The organism is Kribbella catacumbae DSM 19601 (assembly GCF_000372465.1).
GTDB lineage: Bacteria > Actinomycetota > Actinomycetes > Propionibacteriales > Kribbellaceae > Kribbella > Kribbella catacumbae.
On record NZ_AQUZ01000035.1, the window covers coordinates 75100 to 95081 of the forward strand.

A 19982-nucleotide genomic window follows, 5' to 3' on the forward strand; every position below is an offset into this window, starting at 1 on the left:
TGCCGCGGGGGTTGGGGCTAGGCACAGGTGAGCGACGGGTGGCTGGTTCAGCTGTGGCCGATAGGCGTTGACGTACCGGGCGAGGACCCACGGGCCGCCGGACGGGGTACCGGCTGCCGACCCAGGCGCTGGGCTGAGCAGGAACGAGCGACCGCCTGCCGTTCAGCGGTGATCGCTGGACGTTGAGTACCGGCGGGGACCCACGGGCTGGCGGACGGGGTACTGATGTCGCCCCCAGTCGCTTGGCTGGGCAGGAGCTAGCGACGGCCAGCCGGTTAGCCGTGGTCGCCGGGGTGAGGTGCCGGGCGTGGGGCTACGAACGGGGTGCCGATGTCGACCCAGGCGCTGGGCTGGGTTGGGCAGGAGTGAGCGACGGGCTGCCGGTTCAGCCGTGATCGCTAGGCGTTGAGTACCGGCGGGGACCCACGGGCCGGCCGGCGGGGTACCGATGTCGACCCAGGCACTGGGCTGAGCAGGAGCTAGCGACCGCCCGCCAGTTCAGTCGTGACCGCTGGGCGTTGACGTACCGGCCGCGGACCCACGGGCCGGCAGACGGGGCACCGATGTCGACCCAGGCACTGGGCTGAGCAGGATCCGGCGACCGCCCGCCAGTTCAGCTGTGATCGCTGGGCGTTGACGTACCGGCCGCGGACCCACAGACCGGCGGACGGAGTACCGGCTGCCGACCCAGGCACTGGGCTGAGCAGGAGCGAGCGACGGCCAGCTGGTTCAGCACGCGCGAGCGATGGATCTGGGCTCGTCCGTCCTGCTGTGGGCGCCGGGCGTTGATGTGCCGGGCGCAGGCCCACGGGCTGGCGGACGGGGTACCGATGTCGACCCAGGCGCTGGGCTGGGCAGGAGTGAGCGACGGCCTGCCGGTTAGCTGTGGTCGCTGGGGGGACGTGCTGGGTGTGGGTTACGGGCCGGCGGAGGGGGTGCCGCTGTCGCCCCAGGGGTTTAGTTGGGCGGTGGCTTCTGGGGTTAGCCAGGATCGGATGCTGTCGCGCGCCATTGCCGTGGTGGGTGCGGGGATGAGGCTGGCGGCTGGAGGTAGGCGGTTGGGCTGTTCGTGGGTTGGGTTGACCTTGGCGTTGGCGTTGACCTTGGTGTTGGTGCTGACCTTGGTGTTGGTGTTGTCGGCGGGTTGTGGCCAGGGGTTGCCGGCTGTGTCTTTGAGGGTGGTGAGGTCGGCGAGGGTTCGGCGTACTGGGTCGGCCCAGGCGGGACGGGTGACCTCGACGGCGCCGTGGGTGATGGTGATGGTCCAGTGGCCGTGGTGGATGGCGGTGTGGTGGGGGCTGCAGGCAAGGATCAGGTTGGCGAGGCTGGTCGGGCCGCCGTCGGCCCAGTGGATCATGTGATGGGCATGGCACTGCCAAGGTGGGGCGTGGCAGATCACGCAACCCTTGTCGCGTTTGACCAGGGCGCGACGAATCGCTGGGGTGACGAGCCGTTCTTCCGTGCCGACGTCCAGCGGCCGCGAGTCCGAACCCAGGACGATCGGCAGGATCCGGGCGTCGCAGGCCAGGAGGCGGACGGCTGAGGCGGACAGGTTCTCGCCGAACACCAACTCCCCCACGCCGCCGGTACCCCCGAACAATCTCCCGCTGTCGCAGTCACCGCCATCGCAGTCCGCGTCTCCACACACCGCGTCGCCACACTCCGCCTCGCCACACCCCGCGCCTCCACGCGTCGCGTCTCCACACTCCGCGTCGCCACACACCGTCTCGCCAGACCCCGCGCCGTCACAGTCCGCGTCTCCACACCCCGCGCCGCCACACGCCGCCTCGCCAGACCCCGCGTCGCCATAACCCGCCTCGCAGCCGGGCTCGCTGTCGCGCTCGTCGGTGCGGGCGTTGCTGTGGGCCTCGGTGGTGGCGGTTTTGAGGTCGCGCTCGTCGGTGCGGGCGTTGCTGTGGGCCTCGGTGGTGGCGGTCCTGAGGTCGTCGAAGTCGATGGTGACGGTGATGTGGGGGACGCCGGGGCCGGGGGCGGTGCTGCCGGCGGCTCGTTCGAGGATGGTGGTCAAGGCGTCGGCCTGGCGCTTGTCACGGGAGCGAGGGTCGCGCTCGCCGTCGTCTGTTTTGTGGGGTTTGGACAGTTTGTCGATCTGGGTCTGCAGCAGTTCGGCATGCTCGTTGGCGAGGAAGCCGGTGAACTGGACGCCGTTGTCGACGCGGCGCAGGCGGAGACGTTCGCGTTCGGCGGCGTCGTTTTCGGCGGGTTCGGGGCCGTCGGTGTCGAGGCGGGCCAGGATCTGCTTGCCGAGGATGGTGAGGTCTCCCGGTGCCAGGTGGCGGGCCGCTTCGACCATGATCCGTTCGGCGGCTTCCAGGTCCTCGACCGGGACGGTGGTGGGTGCTTTCTCGAGGGCGGCGACGATCGCCTTGGCCTGGCCTGGGTGAATGACCGGCGGCTGAGGGAGATCGCCGCCACGGTCCGCGGCAGCCTCGGTGTCGGTGTCGTCGGGGGTCTCGGGGGTGTTGCTTGTGGTGGGTCCGGCGGACGGGTCGGGCAGGGCGGCGGTGACGGCCGGGTACTTGGCGAGGTTGGTGGCCAGGGCCAGGTTGCGGCGGACGTCGTTGCCGTTCAGGCGGGCGCGCAGCGACAGGAGTTCGACGGTGTCGCGGGCGCCTTCTTCTTTGGCCAGGCCGGTCTCGTCGATGCGGGCGATGATCTGCAGTTCGTAGGTGTCGAGGGCGGAGCGGGCAGCCTGCAGCGTGTCGAAAGTGACCAGCAGTTCGCTGCCAGTTTGCGACCACGCGGGGCGCAGCTCCGGGATCTCCATACCCAAAAGTCTAGGCATCCCCACCGACAGTTTCCGAACCCAGAACCCCTTATTTTCAAGGGATTCTGCGATTGGCAGGAAGCGGCCAGACTATCCCCAGGAGTCGACTGGCTGTGGATGGCGGACAGATTGTCCCGATCGACAGGACATAGTCCTCAAAACGCACCTGCCAGGCGCCCCGGTGAGCGTGGCCGGCGGGCTGCGCGGCGACTATGTCCTGTCGGTCGGGACATAGCCGCCGCTTCCATCGCACTGCGACTGGCGGGTTATGGGCTAGGCGAGGGAGACCAGGTCCAGATAGTCGTCGGTCCAGAGGTCTTCGGTGGCGTCGGGGAGGATGAGGACCCGGTCGGGGCGAAGCGCCTCGATCGCGCCCTCGTCGTGGGTAACCATCACGATCGCGCCCGGGTAGCTGCCGACCGCGCCGAGCACCTCGCCCCTGGAGGCCGGGTCCAGGTTGTTTGTCGGCTCGTCGAGCAGCAGGACGTTCGCGCCCGAGTGGACCAGGCCGGCCAGCGCCAGCCGGGTCTTCTCGCCACCCGAGAGCACGCCGGCCGGCTTGTCCGCATCATCTCCGCTGAACAGGAACGAGCCGAGCACGTTGCGGACCTCGCCGTCGGTCAGGCCGGGCGCTACGGACGCCAGGTTCTGCCGGACCGTACCGGCCAGGTCGAGCGTGTCGTGCTCCTGCGCGAAGTACCCGAGCCGCAGGCCGTGACCGTGCATCACCTCGCCGCCGTCCGGGTGTTCCCGGCCGGCGAGGATCCGGAGCAGCGTGGTCTTGCCCGCGCCGTTGAGGCCCAGGATGACCAGTCTGCTGCCGCGATCCACGGCCAGGTCGACACCCTTGAGCACCTGCAATCCGCCGTACGACTTGGTCAGGCCGCTCGCGGTCAGCGGGGTCCGGCCGGATGGCGCTGGGTCGGGCAGGCGGATCTTGGCGACGCGGGCGGTACGGCGTACCGGCTCGAGGTCGGTGAGGAGCTTGTTGGCTCGCCTGGCCATGTTCTTTGCGGCTGCGGCGGTTGAGGCTCCGGCTCGCATCTTGTCTGCCTGGGCGTGGAGTACTGCGGCCTTGCGCTCGGCCGTGTGGCGCTCCCTGGTACGGCGACGCTCGTCCAGTTCCAGCTGTTCTAGGTACTTCTTCCAGCCGGTGTTGTGGATGTCGATCGTCGTCCGGTGCGGGTCCAGGTGGAACACGCGGTTGACCGTCGCCGCGAGCAGGTCGCGGTCGTGGCTGATCACCACGAGCCCACCGGGGTAGCCGAGCAGGAACGAGCGCAGCCAGCCGACCGAGTCGGCATCCAGATGGTTGGTTGGTTCGTCGAGCAGCAGGGTGTCGTGTTCGGCGAACAGGATGCGCGCCAGCTCGACGCGGCGCCGCTGACCACCCGAGAGCTCTCCAACCGGTTGGTCGAGAGCGCGGGTGGGCAGACCGACGCCCGCCGCGAGACGTGCGGCTTCAGCCTCGGCCGCATAGCCGCCGCCGGCCTGGAACTCCGTCTCGGCTCGGGCATAGGCAACCATCGCGCGCTCCTGAGCTTCGCCGACTGCGCTGCTCATCGCGGTCTCAGCCTTCTTCAGCCGCTGTACTGCGACGTCGAGGCCGCGCGCGGACAGGATCCGGGCGGTGACCGTGATGGCGGGGTCGGCGGCGCGCGGGTCCTGTGGCAGGTAGCCGACAGAGCCGGTGGACGCGATGGTGCCGGGCGCCGGGCGGTCCTCGCCGGCCAGGGCTTTCATCAGCGTGGTCTTACCGGCGCCGTTGCGGCCGACGAGGCCGATCCGGTCGCCGGGGCTGATGTGGAACGAGAGGTCGGACAGCAGTAGGTGGGCGCCGACGCGAATATCTACACCGCGGACGGTGATCATGATGGTTACTCTCCGTGATAGCAAGCGGACGCACTTCTGGTGGGGAAGCGAGTCCGCAGCTAGACACAGAGGCAAGTAGCCATGCCCCAGAGTAGAACTTCACGCCTAGCACGTCAGCCGATTTATCCGGTCTTCGCCGCCCGGGCCCGATAAGCCGCGGCCGGCCAGCCCGAGGTGGGTGCGACGACGGAGTTCCGCACTGAGGTGGAGCGTGGCTATGCGGTGGTTAGTGGTTTTGGGTGGGGAGCTCGATGATGAAGCGGGCGCCGCCTTCGGGGCGCTCTTTGGCCTGGATGGTGCCGTGGTGCCATTCGACGTGGCGGGCGACGATGGCCAGGCCCAGGCCGATGCCGCCGCGTTGGGCGTCGGTGCGACTGTCCGGGGAGGTTTCGCCGCGGCCGAAGCGTTCGAAGATGCGATCGCGGTCGGCGGCCGGAATGCCCGGGCCCGCGTCGTCGACGTACACGATGACGCCCTTGCCGCCGGCCCTGACGGTGACGCCCTTGCAACCACCCGCGTGCTGCTCCGCGTTGTCGACCAGGTTGGCGATCACGCGTTCGAGGCGACGCTTGTCCGCCTCCATCGTGAGCTCGGCCGCATCCGGCGACACATCGGTGATCTCCCGTCCGGCGGTCGCGTCGGCGGCGGCGCGGACCAGGTCGGCGATCCGGACCGTCTCCCGGGTGCCCTGGTCACCACCGTCGTCGCGGGAGATCTCCAGCAGATCGACCACCAGCCGCCGGAACCGATCGAGATCGTCCCCAAGCAGCTCGACCGGTTCGCGCACCGCCCCGGGCAGCTCCGCGCGATGGTTCTGGATCAGCTGCATCGAGTTCATCATCGTCATCAACGGCGTGCGCAGCTCATGACTGATGTCGCCGGCGAAGCGCGCATCGGCGACGACGCGTTTCTCCAGTGCCGCGGCCGTCTGGTTGAAGGAACGCGCCAAACCACCCAGATCCGGATCGTTCTCCGCCTGCAGCCGGGCATCAAGCCGCCCGCGTGCAACGGCGGCCGCCACCTGCGTCAGCTCGGCCAGCGGCCGCAGCGCCACCGTGCTAGCGAGCCGGCCGACGGCCAACCCCAGCAGCGCGGTCACGATCGCCGCCAAGATCAGCGTCAGCTTCAACGTCCGCAGCGTGCTGTCCAGCCTGGTCAACGGATGCAACTCGAAGAAAGCCTCGCCCGGCTTGCCCACCGCCACCCCGACCGCGAGCACCTGCTCGCCGCCTACCTCGATCCGCCGATGCACCTCGATACCGCTCCGGGCGGTCGCCACCATGTCGGCCGGTACGTCGCCCTCATTTGCCGAAACCGTGTACCAGCTGCCGTTGTAGCCCAGCAGCATCGCGGCGGAGTCGGTCGACGGCAGCCTTTCGACCAGCTTCGCCACCTTGGCCGGTGGCACCGCAACGCTTGTCGCACACTCGGTCTCCTCGCGACGAACCGGCATACACTCCGGCGTCAGTCCATAGAGCCCGTAGTGCAGCGTCGCCGCGTTGTCGGACGTCTCCACGATCGCCGACGACGTCCGCTGGTCGGTGAGGTAGTTGGACACCACCCCGAAGGTGACAAGCGCCAGTACGCCGGACAGCCCGAGGGCCAGCAACCCGTAAGCCAGCATCACCCGGTCGCGCAGCCCGAATCGCTGCCGCACGGTCAGCTCACCAGTCGATAGCCGAGGCCCCGAGCGGTGACGAGATGCTTGGGGCTGGCCGGGTCGCGCTCGATCTTCAGCCGCAGCCGACGGATGTGCACGTCGACGATTCGGCTGTCACCGAAGTACCCATAGCCCCAGACCTTCGACAGCAGGTGCTCGCGGCTGCACACCCTGCCCTCCAGGCTCGCCAGCTCGACCAGCAGCTTGAACTCGGTCCTGGTCAGCGGCAGCACGGCCCCGTCCCGAGCCACCTCAGCAGCCGGTACGTCGATCTCCAGGTCGCCGACGACGAACTGCTCCTGCACCGGCGTACCAGGCTCCACCCGCCGCAGCAACGCCCTGATCCTGGCCGACAACTCCTTGGCCACGAGCGGTTTCGTCACATAGTCGTCGGCACCCGCCTCCAGCCCGGCGACGACATCGTGGCTGTCAGTCCGCGCGGTCACCATGATCACCGGTACGTCGCTGGTGCGCCGGATCTCCCGGCAGACGGTGAACCCGTCCCGGTCCGGCAGCATCAGATCGAGCAGTACTACGTCCGGCGGCTCGCGTCGCAGCGCCGACAGCGCGTCCAGCCCGTTGGCGGCCTCGAAGATCTCGTAGCCCTCGTCTTCGAGGGCGAGCCGCAGTACCCGCCGGATCCGCGGTTCGTCGTCGACCAACAACAAGCTGTGTGCCACCCAACCAGTGTGGCGCACCCTCGGGTGCGATTGCAGGTGCGGGCGGTGCGGCACGGCCCTGGACCCGCGCGTCCGGTTGCACTAGCGCCCTGCTAGACAAGGGACTCCGGCTCGGATGAGGAGACTGTTGTGGCGATCGCTGTGTACGGCGCGGGCGGGATCGGCTGTTACGTCGGCGGGCGGCTGGCGGCCGGTGGCGCGGACGTCACCTTCATCGGGCGGCAGCGGCTCGCGGACGAGCTGGCCGAGCATGGGCTGCGGCTTACCGACTACCTCGGCGCCGACCTCGTAGTACCGGCTGTTCGGTACGAGACGACGCCGGGTGCGGCTGCTGAGGCTGACCTCGTACTGGTGACGGTCAAGTCGGCTGGGACGGCGACGGCCGCTGGCGAGCTCGCCGGGGTGCTCAAGCCCGGAGCCGTGGTGATCAGCTTTCAGAACGGCATCCGGAACGGCGAGTTGCTGCAGGAGCGGTTGCCGGATCACACCGTGCTGACCGGGATGGTTCCGTTCAACGTACTCAACCGCGGCGGCGGCGCTTTCCACCAAGGGACCGAGGGTGGGCTCGACGTCCAGAAGGATCCGGCCTTGCAGCCCTACGAGGAGGCCTTCGAGCGTGCTGGTCTCCCGCTGAAGCAGCATGACGAGATCCTCCCGGTCCAGTGGGCGAAACTGCTGCTCAACCTCAACAACCCGGTCAACGCGCTGTCCGACCTGCCGCTGCGCGACGAACTGGCCCAGCGCGACTACCGCCGCTGCCTGGCCGCCGCACAGTCCGAAACCCTTGACCTGCTGAAGGCGGCCGGGATCACGCCGGCTCAGCTCACGGCTTTGCCGGCCCATCGGATGCCGCCGGTACTGCGCTTGCCGGACTTCCTCTTCAAGCGACTCGCCAGCAAGATGCTCGCCATCGATCCGCTGGCCCGGTCATCGATGTGGGAAGACCTGCAAGCGGGCCGGCAGACCGAAATCGACCACCTGAACGGCGAAGTCGTCCGGCTGGCCGAATCCCTCGGCCGCGAAGCTCCGGTCAACGCCAAACTGATCGCCCTGATCCGCACCGCCGAGTCAGGCCAAGCCACAGCGGTCCCAGCCCCAACCCTCCTCAAGCTCCTGACGAGCCGTTAAGGCCTAGCGCGCAGCGGCCGGAAGCGCGGCGGGATCAGCGATCGGCCACTCCGCCGGGAGCGGGCCGAGGGTGCTCAGCTCGCTCAGCTGCAATAGGCACCACGGCGACAATTCAGGCCGTACTGCGACGTCGCGCCACTCGACCCACTCGTACGCCGCGACCTCGGCCGGGTTGGCGACCGGCTCCCCCTCGCAGACGACCCGGAACACCGGACACAGCTCGTTCTCGACGATGCCGTCGGGCATCTCCGCGCGGTACCGGAACGCCGGGAGCATCAGGTCCATCGCGGTCGGGACCAGCCCGAGCTCGTCGGAGAGCCTGCGACGTACGGCGGATTCGAGCGTCTCGCCCGGGAGTGGATGCCCACAGCAACTGTTGGTCCAGACCCCGGGCCAAGTGCGCTTACTGAACGCGCGCTGGGTCAGCAGCACCCGGCCGCGGTCGTCGAACACGTAGCTGGAGAACGCGAGATGCAACGGCGTCGCGGCGTGATGCACCGTCGCCTTGTCCTCGTAACCGATCGCCTGGCCGGCTTCGTCGACCAGAGTCACCATCTCTGTCTCCACCCGCTCAGCCTAACTCGCTGTCTGGATCCGGCCCGGGACTGTTAGCCTGGGCCCGTGATCAAGCGACTCGCGCAGTATCGACCGGCTCTGGGACGAGCCGGCCTGTTGCTGTAGTTCGCTCCACCCCAGAGCCTCCGAGGCAGGAACCCGTCGTGGTTCCTGCCTCTTTCCGTTGCCGGAGGCGCTGAGTGCCTCTCGCAGTTGATTTTTCGAGAGGAATCCCATGATCGAAGCACCAGCCGTGATCGAACGGCTGCGGAGGACGACCGACACCATCGTCGGCGAGACCGCCCTGATCGAACGGCTCGCGGCAGGACGGCCGCTGCGGATCAAGTACGGCGTCGACTGCACCGCGCCCGACCTGCATCTGGGGCACGCCGTCAATCTGTGGATGATGCGGCAATTGCAGGATCTGGGCCACAAGGTGGTGTTCCTGCTCGGCGACCTGACCACGAGGATCGGCGATCCCACTGGCAAGTCCGAGACGCGGCCGACGCTCAGCCCTGCGCAGATCGAGGCGAACGCGGCCTCGTTCCTCGACCAGGTGTCGCTCGTCCTGCGGACCGAGCCCGAGGTTTTCGAGGTACGCCGCAACTCGGAGTGGTTCGGCTCGATGGAGGTCGCGACGCTGCTCGGGTTGTTCAGCCAGGTCACGCACGCGCAACTGATGGCGCGCGACATGTTCCGTGAGCGGATCGCGGCCGGGCGGGAGATCGCGCTGCACGAGCTGATCTACCCGGTACTGCAGGGCTACGACAGTTTCGCGATGGACAGCGATCTGACCATCGTCGGGTCTGACCAGCTCTTCAACGAGCAACTCGGCCGGCATTTCCAGCAACGCCTCGGGTCACCGCCCCAGGCTCTCGTCATCACGACCATCACGCCGGGGATCGACGGCGGGCCCAAGCAGTCGAAGTCGCTGAACAACTACATCGCGCTGACCGACACCCCGAAGGACAAGTTCGGCAAGCTGATGAGCCTGCCCGACACCTTGGTGCAGACCTACGCACACGTGTACACCGAACTCCCGCTGGACGTCGTCGCCGCCCTCGGCGAAGCCGCCGCGCAGGGCGGTCCGGCAGCCCGCGACGCCAAACTCAAACTCGCCGCCGCGGTCGTAACGCGCTACCACGGCGCGAACACGGCCAAGGCCGAGCGCGCGGGCTTCACCGAGCAGTTCACCCACCGCAATATTCCGGGTGACCTTCCGGAGATAGCGGTGCAGACTTCCAGTCCGACCATTCTCGAGTTGCTGCAAGCGGCGCGCCCTGAGCTGAGCAACTCCGACCTCCGCCGGCTGATCCGTCAGGGAGCAGTCTCGATCGAGGATCAGAAGGTGCTCAGCCATGACCAACCCATCCCCCTCTCCGAGCCGGTCACCCTCCGCTCCGGCTCTCGCACCTTCCACCGGATCGTCCGCGCCTGAGACGAAGACCGTCGAAGCGCTGGTGAGCGTCGGCGACCGGTACGCCGGACAGCTGCCGCCCTTCGAAGCGGACCGGCCTTGGTGGTCGGAGGTCGAAGCGACGACCAGGCATCTCGACGACGTGCTCGGCGTGCCCACCTTCGTACTGCGCCTCGTGCACGCCGACAACGCGGAACTCGGTCGTGGCGGCCGGGTCGTCTTCCACGTCCAGGCCGCCACCGGACCTCGCCCAGGCGTGCTCGACCCGACGCCGCGTCCCGACTGGCCGGACATCATCAAGCCGCATCCGCTGCGGTCGACGTGGGCCGAGGTCGACGGTCCGCAGCGGCTGGTCGACTGGGCAACCGGCATCGTCGGGCCGGCCAGGCCCACGCAGTACAAGACCTGGAACCTCTCTTGTCTGATCCACCTGCCGGCAGCCGGCGCCTGGGCCAAGGCGACCAGTGAGAAGCGAGAACTCGCGATCCGGGAGCGGCCACTATGTCCCGACCGACAGGACATAGTCGCCGCGCAGCCCGCCCGCCACGCTCACGAAGGTGGCAGGAAGGGTGCGTTTGGGCGACTATGTCCTGTCGATCGGGACAGCCTCACCGCCATCGACAGTCAGCCGCCTGCTGGCGGATAACCTGCTAGCCGACCCCGGCAACACCGCGAATGAGTCCCACTCGTCGTCGAAACGATCGCGGATCAGGCTTTGGTCTGGCAGGGTGGCTGGGGATGGAATCGATCGTGAAGGCCTGTCTCAACGGCGACCGCTCGCGCGCCGACCACCCCGGAGTACCGGTGACTCCGGCGGAACTGGCGCAGGCCGCGTCCGACGCGGTTCTGGCTGGGGCTGACGCGGTGCACTTCCATCCACGCGGGGCGGATGAGCGCGAGAGCTTGCAGTGGTCGGATGTGGAGCCGGCGGTGGCCGCGGTTCGGGAGCGGTGTCCTGGGCTGGCGGTCGGGGTGTCCACGCGGCAAGAGATCGAGCCGGACATGGACAAGCGGCTGGCTCTGATCGGCGAGTGGACCGGGCCGGACTTCGCCAGCGTCAACTGGCATGAGGAAGGCGCCGAACGGGTCGCGGACCTGCTGGTCGAGCGCGGGATCGGGATCGAAGCCGGGCTCTTCACCCCTTCGGCCGCGCAGCAGTTCCTGGCCTGGCAAGGGCCGGTGGTGCGCGTTCTGGTGGAAGCGCTGCCGGGGATCTCGCCTGGTGCAGACGGTGTCGCGGCGGCGCGGGCGATCCTCGCCGTGCTGCCGGCTGGCTATGAAGTGGTGGTTCATGGCGAGAACGATTGGGCCTGGCCGGTGCTGGAGTGGGCGCGGGCGCAGGGGTATGGCTTGCGGGCTGGTTTTGAGGACATGCTGACCGGGCCGCGTGGTGAGAGCGTCACTGACAACGGGCAACTGGTTGCGTATTTGAGGGGGAAGTGATGGCGGTTCTGGTGACCGGTGCGACGGGGAACGCGGGCGGAGCGGTCGTGCGGGCGCTGGCTGCGAAAGGGGTGCCGGCGAAGGCGTTGGTGCGTAAGCCGGTCGAGCTGCCTGCTGGGGTTGAGGCGGTGCTGGGTGATCTCAATCAGCCGGATACGTTTGCCGATGCGCTCGCCGGGGTCAGCGGGGTTTTCCTGCTCAGCGGGTACGACCGGATGGAAGAGCTGCTCGCGAACGCGGTGCAGGCCGGCGTACGGCGGGCTGTGCTGTTGTCGAGTAGTTCGGTGATCGGCACGGAGACGGGCAATGCGATCGCGCAGTACCACGGTGCTGCCGAGGCCGCCGTCCAGGAGTCTGGGCTGGAGTGGACGTTCCTGCGACCGAACTCGTTCATGTCGAACACGCTTCGTTGGCTCGATCAGCTCAAAGCGGGCGACGTGGTACGGCTGCAGTTCCCCGAGGTGCCGATCTCGACGATCCACCCGGACGACATCGCCGACGTGGCGGTGGCTGCGCTGACCGAGGACGGGCACGCGCGGACGGCGTACAGGCTGAGCGGTCCGGTGGCGCTGCGGCCGGCGGAGCAGCTGGCGATCGTCGCCGAGGCGATCGGGCGTCCGTTGCAGGCTTATGAGATGAGCCGGACAGAGACGCATGACGACCTGTTCGGGTCGATGCCGGCGCAGTACGCGGAGGCGATCGAGGCGTTCTTCGGCGACGGAATCATCGACGAGACGACCGTCACGGACACCGTCGAGAAGGTCAGCGGGCACCCGGCGCGGACACTCCAGCAGTGGGCCCGGGAGAACGCCGCGCTGTTCGGCTAGTGTCCTAGGCGTCTACGCGGTCGAGGGAGCCGACGGTTACCTCGTGGCCGAGGTTGACGACCAGGGCGAGTGCGACCCCGGTGCAGCGGTGGCACCAGCGCACCTCGTGATTGGGCCAGCGGGCGACGACATCCGCGTCATGGCCGTGGCATTCGGCGCAGTCGTCTCTGGCGTGCGGATAGTGCGAAGCGGAGCTCTCGGCACCCAGTTTCGCCGGCTTCGTCATGACCTAAGCGTGCTCTGCTTCTGGCTGAGCACGCAATTGGTCGTGGGGAGGAATCCAGGGATCGACCGCCGGTCTCGCGGACAGTGATCAGACGGCTACTTTTTGCTAGGGATTTGCCGCAGTGTCACTGAACGTTTCCGGACCTGGAAGATCGGGCTGCGGTACGTCGATGCTCACCCGCCCTGATCGTGACTGAGGGCGGCGACGTACTCCGTTCCGGTGCAGGTGGTGCCGAACTTCGGGAAGACGTAGGAGACGGCGAACTCGTGGGCCGCGCCGTCCAGGCCGGTCATCGCGTCGGTGACGTAGACCGTGTCGTAGCCGTGCTCGTCGGCGGCGCGGCCGGTGGACTCGACGCCGAAGTTCGTCGCGATGCCGCCGAGGACGACGGTCTTGATGCCGCGTGCCTCCAGGATCTCGTGCAGGCCGGTCTGGTGGAACGCGCCGATCGTGCGCTTGACGATCTCCACGTCACCCGGCTGCCGGTCGAGCTCTGGCGCGAACCCACTGCCCTCGGGCTGGACGTCGACGCCCGGGCGTTCGACCCGGACGTTGACGACCAGCCCACCCACCGACCGGGTGGCCTTGGCCAGCGCGACGCAGCGCTCCAGCACCTTCGCCCCGGACAGCGGCGCCGTTTCGAGCGCGATGATCCGGGGCATCAGGTCGATCAGCACCAACGCCGTCGTACGAGGCGCCAAGGTAGGTGTGGTCACATTTTCTGACTCTAGTTCAACGTGCCTGCCAGAGTCTCGGCGAAGGTAGTGTCCTTCTCGGTGGCGGAGAAGCCGAAGCGCCAGGTGCCGCCGTCGTACGAGCCGGGTGACCAAGCGCGACCGCCCGGTTGCCAGAGTGGCTGCCAGGCGACAGCGCTGTTCTGCGGGTCGTACCAGTGGTTGTCCGCCGCCCAGGCCGAGCCCTGCTTGTACGCCGTCACCACGCTCAGGCCGGGGCTGGTTGCCATCGACCACTTCGGCAGCCCGGGATAGTCACCGTTGCGACCGAAGCCGCCCGGATCGCCCTGGTCGGCGAGCGCGGAGTCGACGTTGAAGGAGACCTCCCACAGTGTCGCGCTAGGCGCCTCGTTGACGTTCCAGCGCAGACTCGTGTCGAAGGTCTTCGACCCGAAGTCGAAGGTCCAATCGGCGGTGATCGGCTCGTCACCGAGCGGAATACCCTTCATCCGCAGCTTCCCGTCCGCATCCTCGACCTCCGCCGCCGCCCCGGTGAGATCGGTCGCGCCGAAGTTGCCCACGCCGAGATAGGGCGCGGTCGCCCGTGACGACGAGTCCAGCGCAGGCTTGTACTGCGCCTGGCCCGACGCGTCGACCTCCAGCGCCGTCAACACGGCTCGCGGAGTCGTCTGCACGGTGGCCCGGTAGTACTTCGTACTGACCACCGTCCCCTTGGTGGTCTGCATTTTGTTGAAGTCGAGCGGCGCGATGAACAACCCGCCCTTGCCCCAGCCCGCGCCGGTGACGTACCAGTTGGTGCCGTCCTGCACGACCTCCGCCGCATGAGCCGGGATCGTGCCGGCCAACTGGTCGATCGTGAAGTTCAGCGGATCCTTGCTCTTGTAGACCTTGGTCGACTCGTACCCGCCGTCGCAGCAGACGAACAGATACCAGTCCGTGCCGCGCTGGACCACGAACGGCGACTCGGTCGGCCCGCCGAACGTCCCCGTCTGCGGATGCTTGAACGCTGTCTTCCGCTCGCTCCAGTGCTTCAGGTCAGCACTGGTGCGGTAGGCAACGATGTGGTTGCCGCCACTCGGCGTCGAGTTGGCGGTGTAGTACATCACCCACTGCTCGCCGACCTTGTGCACCATCGGATCGCGCCCGTCGAAGCCGTCCGTGAACAGCGGGTTCGCCGCATCCCTGGTCCAGTTCGCGAGATCCGTCGAGGTCGCCAACGACATCCGGTACGCCGTATGGTCGGCCGTCCCACCCGCGTAGAACATGTAGTAGACGCCTTGGTCGTAGATCACATGCGGAGCCCAGATGTGGCTCTCACCCGCGGCCGGGTCGGCCACCAACGCGGGCGGCTGCTTGGTCCACGGACCGTTCGGCGAAGGCGCGGTGGCATGCCCGAAGCTCTTCTCGTCGAGCGGGTTGGCCGGCTCGGCGTGAGTGATCGCGTAGACATGCCAGGTGCCGGTCTTCCGGTCCTGGATCAGCGTGTGGTCGTTGTAGTACCACGGGCTGGACTCCCCGACGCTCGGGTCGTAGACCTTCACGAACTTGCCTGCGGCCACTACCTCGTCGACCTTCGTGAAGGGCTCGCTCTTGATCTGCTCCAACTCTAACTCCAGGTAGTCGAGGCCGGCCAGATCGCCGGTGGCGGCAGCATTCTTGCCTGTCAGCGCGATGGTCAGCTGATGCTTGCCCGCAGCAAGAGTTCTCCTGCCGAGGTCAACCTTCTGTGTCGTCACTCCGGACGGGACATAGCCGTCGAAGGACGCCGCTTTGGTTCCGTCGATGCTGACGTCGACGATCCCGTAGTCGACGGCCTTGGTCAGCGCCGCCGACAAGTTGTAGTTGCCATTGGCTGGGACCGTGAACGACAGGACGGCGTTGTCACCCGCCTTCGCGCCGTGGATCCAGAGTTGCGTCCCTCCCGACCAGCTGACCCCGCAGCAGTTGCCCTGCGGATCCACCGGCACTGTCGCCGAGACGACCGGCAGCAGGGACTCACCCTCGATCTTTACGGTGGTGCCCGACGTGGCTTGCTTGGAGGTCGATTTGCTTCCCTCGTGCCCGGCCAGGTCGACGGCCGAGACGCGGTAGGTCCACGTCTCATTCAGGCCGAGATCCTTGTGCAGGAACCCAGGCGTGCTGCTCGAACCGATCAGCTTCTCCGCGGCGCCCGCCTTCGCGCCGAACACGTTGTACTTCGCGATGCCGCTGTCGTCCGAGGTCTCGGACCAGCTGAGCGCGATCGCGTTGTCGGTGCGACCCGCGGCGGTGAGGTTCTGCACCGGACCGGGCGCAGTGCGGTCGGCGTACGGGATGACTGAGGACTGGACGACATAGCCGGCCGCTGTCCAGGGTGTCGCGCCGGCTGGCCTGAGTTCGATCGTGAGTTTGGTGCGACCGAGAGTGCTTGCTGCGGGCAACTGGTAGTTGTCGTCCAGCCAGCGCTGGCGGTCGTTGCCGAGGGCCTGCAACCAGGTACCGGCTTCCTTGCCGTCGACAAACACCTTGGCCGATTGCCCAGCCAGGTTCTGGTCGCTGGTACGACGCAGCGTCACGCCACGGTTGACCGGATCGACCTTCGCGGTGAAGCGGATCGGCGCCGTACCGGAGCGGACCTGGTCGGTCAGCGCGGTGTCGTCGTGATCGCCTTCGTAGACGCTGGTCAGGTCGGCCTGGGTGGCCGCGCCGTCGGCATACTGATGCTGCGAGCGGCTTTCCGCCGAGCCGGTGTCGATCCGGTCGGTCTCGCGAGCGCCGAACTTCGCAGCGGAGTACAGGTAGGCCGTCGAGCCGTAGATCGCCGGGTGATCGTTCTGCTGGCCGTGCTCGATGCCGAAGGCCAGCTGGTTCTGGAAGCCGATCGAGTCGGTGATGTGCAAGCGGAACGCGCTGTCGCACTCCACCTTGCACTCGCCGGCCTGGACCTCGTGGCCCGAGTTGCCATGGAAGGGCGTGGAATACGTGCCCTGGTTGAAGTACCAGCCGGACTCGTAGTAGTCCTCCGTGCCGGTGCCATAGATCGCCGGCGTGCGCTCGCCATCGACGTACACGCGCTCGTCGCCTTCGAGGTAGCCGCGGGTGTTGCCATCCGGCTGCAGGCCTTCCATGGTCTGCGAGACGCCGACGAACTTGCCGCGGCCGGTGGTGTTCGCGATCATCCAGTCGCTGCCCAGCTTGGTCTCACCACGCTGCGACAGCGCGGTGAAGTAGCCACTCTGGCCGGTGACGAGATCTCCAGCGACGCTGCTGTCCCGCGCCGAGGTGACCTCCGCTTGACCTGAGAGCTTGTACTGCGAGGTGTTGACCAGCGTGACGGTCGCGCGGGTGAGGTAGGGCATCGGCCACCACGCGGAGTACCAGCCGTTCGGATCCATGGCGAAGAAGAGCGAGCGGACCGCGTTCTCCCCCAGGCCGGATCCGAAGAACTCGCCGAGCGGGGCATCGACGCGCTTCTTGCCGTCGACGGTCACCTGCACCCGTACGCCGGACAGCAGGGCGTCGGAGGGCTTCACGCGTTCGGCATCCGCCGGGGTGGCGGCGTACGGCATGGAGTGGGAGCCCTGCCATTTCTGGTCGGTGATCGAGTAGGCGTGCGCCTGCTCGTCGGCGAGGTGCTGCGGTCCGACATCGAGAGTGTCGGTGCGCTTGGCGGTTCCGCCGACGATCGAGTCGGCCCAGTAGGTGAACTCGTTGAAGTCGTTGTCGGACGAGACGAACTCGTTGCGGATCTCGATCTGCGACTTGCCCGCGGTGACGCTGGCCGGCAGCTCGACGATCTGGTCGGCCCACTGCGCGCCCTTGGCCGGCAACGGCGTCCACTCACCAGCCTGGACGCCGTCGACGAACACCTTCGCTCGCTGGTTGCCGATCCGCAGGTCGAGCCGGCGGATCAGCTTGACGCCGGTGTTGGCCGGGTCGACCTGCATCGTGAACTTGCTGCCGCCAGTGAACGCGCGGCCGTCGTCGCTGAAGGCCTTCAGGTCCAGGCCGACGATCTGCGGAAGGTTCAGCCTCAGCGCGCTGACTTCCCCCGGGCCGTACGTGTCGGCGAGGGTCTGTTGCTTGCCGGGGGCAAGGTTTAGTGGGGTGCCGACCGTCTTGGCGCCTGGTTTGGCAGGCTTTGGGTCTTTGGTGCCGGACGCCTTGAGCAGGGCGACGACGTCTGCTGCCTTGTCGGCCGGGTCGAAGGTCTTCACGCCATCCGCGTCCGGGAACTCGCGGTAGCTGACGTGGTAGAAGTACGGGTTGTTCTGGACGGTCACTCGCATCGACTGCTGGTACGGCATCGGTACACGGATGTAGACGCCGCCGCTGGTCTCCAGCGCGTTGGCGACCACTGGGTACACGAACGGCGAGCCAAGCTTGCCGTCGACAACATCCTGCAAGCTTGCGTCGAGCACCTTCTTGCCGTCGAGCTCCACCGTGATGGTGCCGGTCTTGCGGACGTCGCCCTCGTCACGGGTGAACCAGATCGAGGCGATCTCGCCGGGGCCGGCGTCCTCGGCGAGCACGCAGCCGGCGGACGTCGTACGGAGGCAGGAGTACTTGCCGTCGAAACCGTCGTTGTTGGTGCCGTCGCGGCCGAAGCTGGAGAACTGCTTGGTGCGGACGCCGGTCTGGAGTTCGGGCAGCCGGTCGAGCTGGCGGTAGGCGTCCCAGCCGACAGGACCGTTGCCGCCTGCGAGCGCAGTACTGGCGGGCTGTGCATTGGAGGCTGCCGGGGCGGCGTTTGCGGTGTTGGCTGAGGCGGCGTTTGCGGTGGCGGGGAAGGCGAGAACTGCTCCGAGGAGCACCGCGACGAAGGGTCGCAGCGAGCTGGTCATGGGCGGACCTCACGATCTGGGAAATCGATTTCTCAGATGTCTACCACCGGACCGGCGTGCTTGAGAAGAGTTCGAAGCCGTTTACTTCGTGCACACGGACTGCTAATACGCGCGGCGGTGCGCACTCGCCGCGCGGCTGGAATGGGAAGCGCGTTCCAGCAGTTGGCCCCGATGGAGCAGCAGGTTGCCCGGGGCAGCAGACTGGTCTCGCACTCAGACTTCCAGCACTCACCCGCAGGAGAAATCCATGAGTTCTGCTCCAGCCCAGATCGCCGTCACCGGGCTCGCGGTGATGGGCCGCAACCTGGCCCGGAACCTGGCCCGCAACGGCTTCCGTGTCGCCGTCCACAACCGGTCCAAGGCCCGCACGGACGCGCTGATCGAGGAGTTCGGCCACGAGGGCGAGTTCACCGCGGCCGACGACCTGCCCGCGCTGGTCGCCGCGCTGGAGCAGCCGCGCAAGGTCATCATCATGGTGAAGGCCGGCGAGCCGACCGACGCGGTGATCGACGAACTCGTACCGCTGCTCGACGAGGGCGACATCGTCGTCGACGCCGGCAACGCGCACTTCGCCGACACCCGACGGCGCGAGGACGCCCTGAAGGCGAAGGGCCTGCACTTCGTCGGCGCCGGCGTCTCCGGTGGCGAGGAGGGCGCGCTCAACGGCCCGAGCATCATGCCGGGCGGTTCGCCGGAGTCGTACGCGGCGCTCGAGCCGATGCTGACCAAGATCTCCGCCCACGTCGGCGGCGAGGCCTGCTGCGTACACGTCGGCCCGGACGGCGCCGGCCACTTTGTGAAGATGCTGCACAACGGCATCGAGTACGCCGACATGCAGCTCATCGCCGAGGCGTACGACCTGCTGCGCAGCGTTCTCGGGCTCAGTGCGACCGAGATCGCGGACGTGTTCCGCGAGTGGAACAGCGGCGACCTGGAGTCGTTCCTGATCGAGATCACCGCCGAGGTGCTGTCGCAGGTCGACGAGTCGACCGGTGGGCCGTTCGTGGACGTCGTACTCGACCAGGCGGAGCAGAAGGGCACGGGTCGCTGGACGGTACAGGTCGCTTTGGACCTGGGCATTCCGGTCAGCGGGATGGCGGAGGCGGTCTTTGCGCGCTCGCTGTCGGGCGACACGGTACGGCGGTCGGCGGCTGCCGGCGTACTGGCTGGGCCTTCCGACTCGAAGGTGGACGTGGATCGGGACGCGTTCATCGAGGACGTGCGGCACGCGCTGTACTCGTCGAAGCTGGTCGCCTACGCGCAGGGGTTCGACGCGATCCGGGCGGCCAGCGACCAGTACGGGTGGAACATCGACCTCGGGGCGATGGCGACGATCTGGCGGGGTGGGTGCATCATCCGGGCGCGCTTCCTCGACCGGATCAAGGAGGCGTACGACCGGGACGCTGCGCTGCCGTCGCTGCTGGTCGACGACTACTTCAAGGAGGCCGTCATCGGCGGCCAGGACGCTTGGCGTCGCGTGGTCGCTACGGCGGCCACGGCCGGAGTACCGGCTCCGGGGTTCTCTGCTGCGCTGTCGTACTACGACGGGTTGCGGGCCGAGCGGCTGCCTGCGGCGTTGATCCAGGGGCTGCGGGATCTTTTCGGGGCGCACACGTATCGGCGGGTCGATCGTGAGGGTGCGTTCCACCTCGACTGGTCGGGGGATCGCAAGGAGCAGTCGGCCTGATCTTCGTGATGCCTCTGCGGTGAGGCGGCGTGGGGATTGGCGCTGGGGGTCGAACGTATGTCCTATGTCGCTTAGCGTGGATATGATTCTGGGTATGGAAATCCCGGAGTGTCCGCTGGGTCATCGTGGTTCGGTGGTGCGTGCGGGGTGGTATGGCCGGGCTGGTCAGCGGCGGCAGCGG

The 19982-nt window shown here is 67.8% G+C and carries 14 protein-coding genes; 6 read left to right on the forward strand and 8 right to left on the reverse strand.

The window, feature by feature from the left end; all coding sequences use genetic code 11:
• Positions 1-916: 916 nt before the first annotated feature.
• The 4 genes from A3ES_RS53515 to A3ES_RS0130070 all read right to left on the reverse strand — a co-directional run bounded on the left by A3ES_RS53515 (position 917) and on the right by A3ES_RS0130070 (position 7000).
• Positions 917-2788 (reverse strand): DUF222 domain-containing protein, encoded by a 1872-nt coding sequence (locus A3ES_RS53515; RefSeq protein ID WP_020390555.1) that lies wholly within the window; start codon positions 2786-2788, stop codon positions 917-919.
• 273 nt (positions 2789-3061) lie between these two features.
• Entirely contained in the window at positions 3062-4660 is a 1599-nt protein-coding gene (locus tag A3ES_RS0130060) for an ABC-F family ATP-binding cassette domain-containing protein (RefSeq protein ID WP_020390556.1), read from the reverse strand.
• Positions 4661-4886: 226 nt separating this feature from the next.
• Positions 4887-6317, reverse strand: coding sequence for a sensor histidine kinase (locus A3ES_RS0130065; protein WP_020390557.1), 1431 nt, complete (start codon positions 6315-6317; stop codon positions 4887-4889).
• A 2-nt stretch (positions 6318-6319) separates the two neighbouring features.
• Positions 6320-7000: a response regulator transcription factor gene (locus tag A3ES_RS0130070; protein ID WP_020390558.1), complete on the reverse strand. Its 681-nt coding sequence runs from the start codon at positions 6998-7000 to the stop codon at positions 6320-6322.
• A 129-nt stretch (positions 7001-7129) separates the two neighbouring features.
• Here A3ES_RS0130070 and A3ES_RS0130075 point away from each other — a divergent pair, with 129 nt between their 5' ends.
• Entirely contained in the window at positions 7130-8128 is a 999-nt protein-coding gene (locus A3ES_RS0130075) for a 2-dehydropantoate 2-reductase (protein ID WP_020390559.1), read from the forward strand.
• 3 nt (positions 8129-8131) lie between these two features.
• Here the strand turns inward: A3ES_RS0130075 and idi are convergent, their stop codons facing one another.
• Positions 8132-8683 (reverse strand): isopentenyl-diphosphate Delta-isomerase, encoded by a 552-nt coding sequence (gene idi / locus A3ES_RS0130080; RefSeq protein WP_020390560.1) that lies wholly within the window; start codon positions 8681-8683, stop codon positions 8132-8134.
• Positions 8684-8918: 235 nt separating this feature from the next.
• On the opposite strand from idi, the gene tyrS reads away from it, so the two are divergent.
• From tyrS to A3ES_RS0130100, 4 genes are all read left to right on the forward strand, one after another.
• Positions 8919-10121: a tyrosine--tRNA ligase gene (tyrS, locus tag A3ES_RS0130085; protein ID WP_020390561.1), complete on the forward strand. Its 1203-nt coding sequence runs from the start codon at positions 8919-8921 to the stop codon at positions 10119-10121.
• Positions 10122-10143: 22 nt separating this feature from the next.
• The gene (locus A3ES_RS48895; RefSeq protein ID WP_020390562.1) at positions 10144-10746 is read left to right on the forward strand and encodes a hypothetical protein; all 603 of its coding nucleotides are present in this window, start codon (positions 10144-10146) and stop codon (positions 10744-10746) included.
• A gap of 92 nt (positions 10747-10838) precedes the next feature.
• The gene (locus tag A3ES_RS0130095) at positions 10839-11543 is read left to right on the forward strand and encodes a 3-keto-5-aminohexanoate cleavage protein (RefSeq protein ID WP_020390563.1); all 705 of its coding nucleotides are present in this window, start codon (positions 10839-10841) and stop codon (positions 11541-11543) included.
• On the forward strand, positions 11543-12370 hold the full coding sequence (locus A3ES_RS0130100) for an NAD(P)H-binding protein (RefSeq protein ID WP_020390564.1): 828 nt from the start codon (positions 11543-11545) through the stop codon (positions 12368-12370). Before A3ES_RS0130095 ends, A3ES_RS0130100 begins: the two co-directional genes overlap by 1 nt.
• Before the next feature lie 4 nt (positions 12371-12374).
• Here A3ES_RS0130100 and A3ES_RS0130105 read toward each other — a convergent pair whose 3' ends face one another.
• From A3ES_RS0130105 to A3ES_RS53520, 3 genes are all read right to left on the reverse strand, one after another.
• Entirely contained in the window at positions 12375-12596 is a 222-nt protein-coding gene (locus A3ES_RS0130105; RefSeq protein WP_020390565.1) for a hypothetical protein, read from the reverse strand.
• 173 nt (positions 12597-12769) lie between these two features.
• On the reverse strand, positions 12770-13312 hold the full coding sequence (locus tag A3ES_RS0130110) for an isochorismatase family protein (protein ID WP_237745094.1): 543 nt from the start codon (positions 13310-13312) through the stop codon (positions 12770-12772).
• A gap of 11 nt (positions 13313-13323) precedes the next feature.
• A complete protein-coding gene (locus A3ES_RS53520) occupies positions 13324-18114 on the reverse strand; it encodes a DUF2961 domain-containing protein (RefSeq protein ID WP_020390567.1) in 4791 nt (1596 codons plus the stop codon).
• 247 nt (positions 18115-18361) lie between these two features.
• Here A3ES_RS53520 and gndA point away from each other — a divergent pair, with 247 nt between their 5' ends.
• Positions 18362-19801 carry an NADP-dependent phosphogluconate dehydrogenase gene (gene gndA, locus A3ES_RS0130125; RefSeq protein ID WP_020390568.1) on the forward strand — a complete coding sequence of 480 codons (1440 nt, stop codon included), beginning with the start codon at positions 18362-18364 and terminating at the stop codon, positions 19799-19801.
• Positions 19802-19982 lie beyond the last annotated feature (181 nt).

Bases quoted from the DNA above. Each gene is read 5' to 3' on its own strand.
- A3ES_RS53515 (WP_020390555.1), bottom strand. From the start codon at position 2,788: ATGGAGATCCCGGAGCTGCGCCCCGCGTGGTCGCAAACTGGCAGCGAA.
- A3ES_RS0130060 (WP_020390556.1), bottom strand. From the start codon at position 4,660: ATGATCACCGTCCGCGGTGTAGATATTCGCGTCGGCGCCCACCTACTG.
- idi (WP_020390560.1), bottom strand. From the start codon at position 8,683: ATGGTGACTCTGGTCGACGAAGCCGGCCAGGCGATCGGTTACGAGGAC.
- tyrS (WP_020390561.1), top strand. From the start codon at position 8,919: ATGATCGAAGCACCAGCCGTGATCGAACGGCTGCGGAGGACGACCGAC.
- A3ES_RS0130095 (WP_020390563.1), top strand. From the start codon at position 10,839: ATGGAATCGATCGTGAAGGCCTGTCTCAACGGCGACCGCTCGCGCGCC.
- A3ES_RS0130100 (WP_020390564.1), top strand. From the start codon at position 11,543: ATGGCGGTTCTGGTGACCGGTGCGACGGGGAACGCGGGCGGAGCGGTC.
- A3ES_RS0130105 (WP_020390565.1), bottom strand. From the start codon at position 12,596: ATGACGAAGCCGGCGAAACTGGGTGCCGAGAGCTCCGCTTCGCACTAT.
- A3ES_RS53520 (WP_020390567.1), bottom strand. From the start codon at position 18,114: ATGACCAGCTCGCTGCGACCCTTCGTCGCGGTGCTCCTCGGAGCAGTT.
- gndA (WP_020390568.1), top strand. From the start codon at position 18,362: ATGAGTTCTGCTCCAGCCCAGATCGCCGTCACCGGGCTCGCGGTGATG.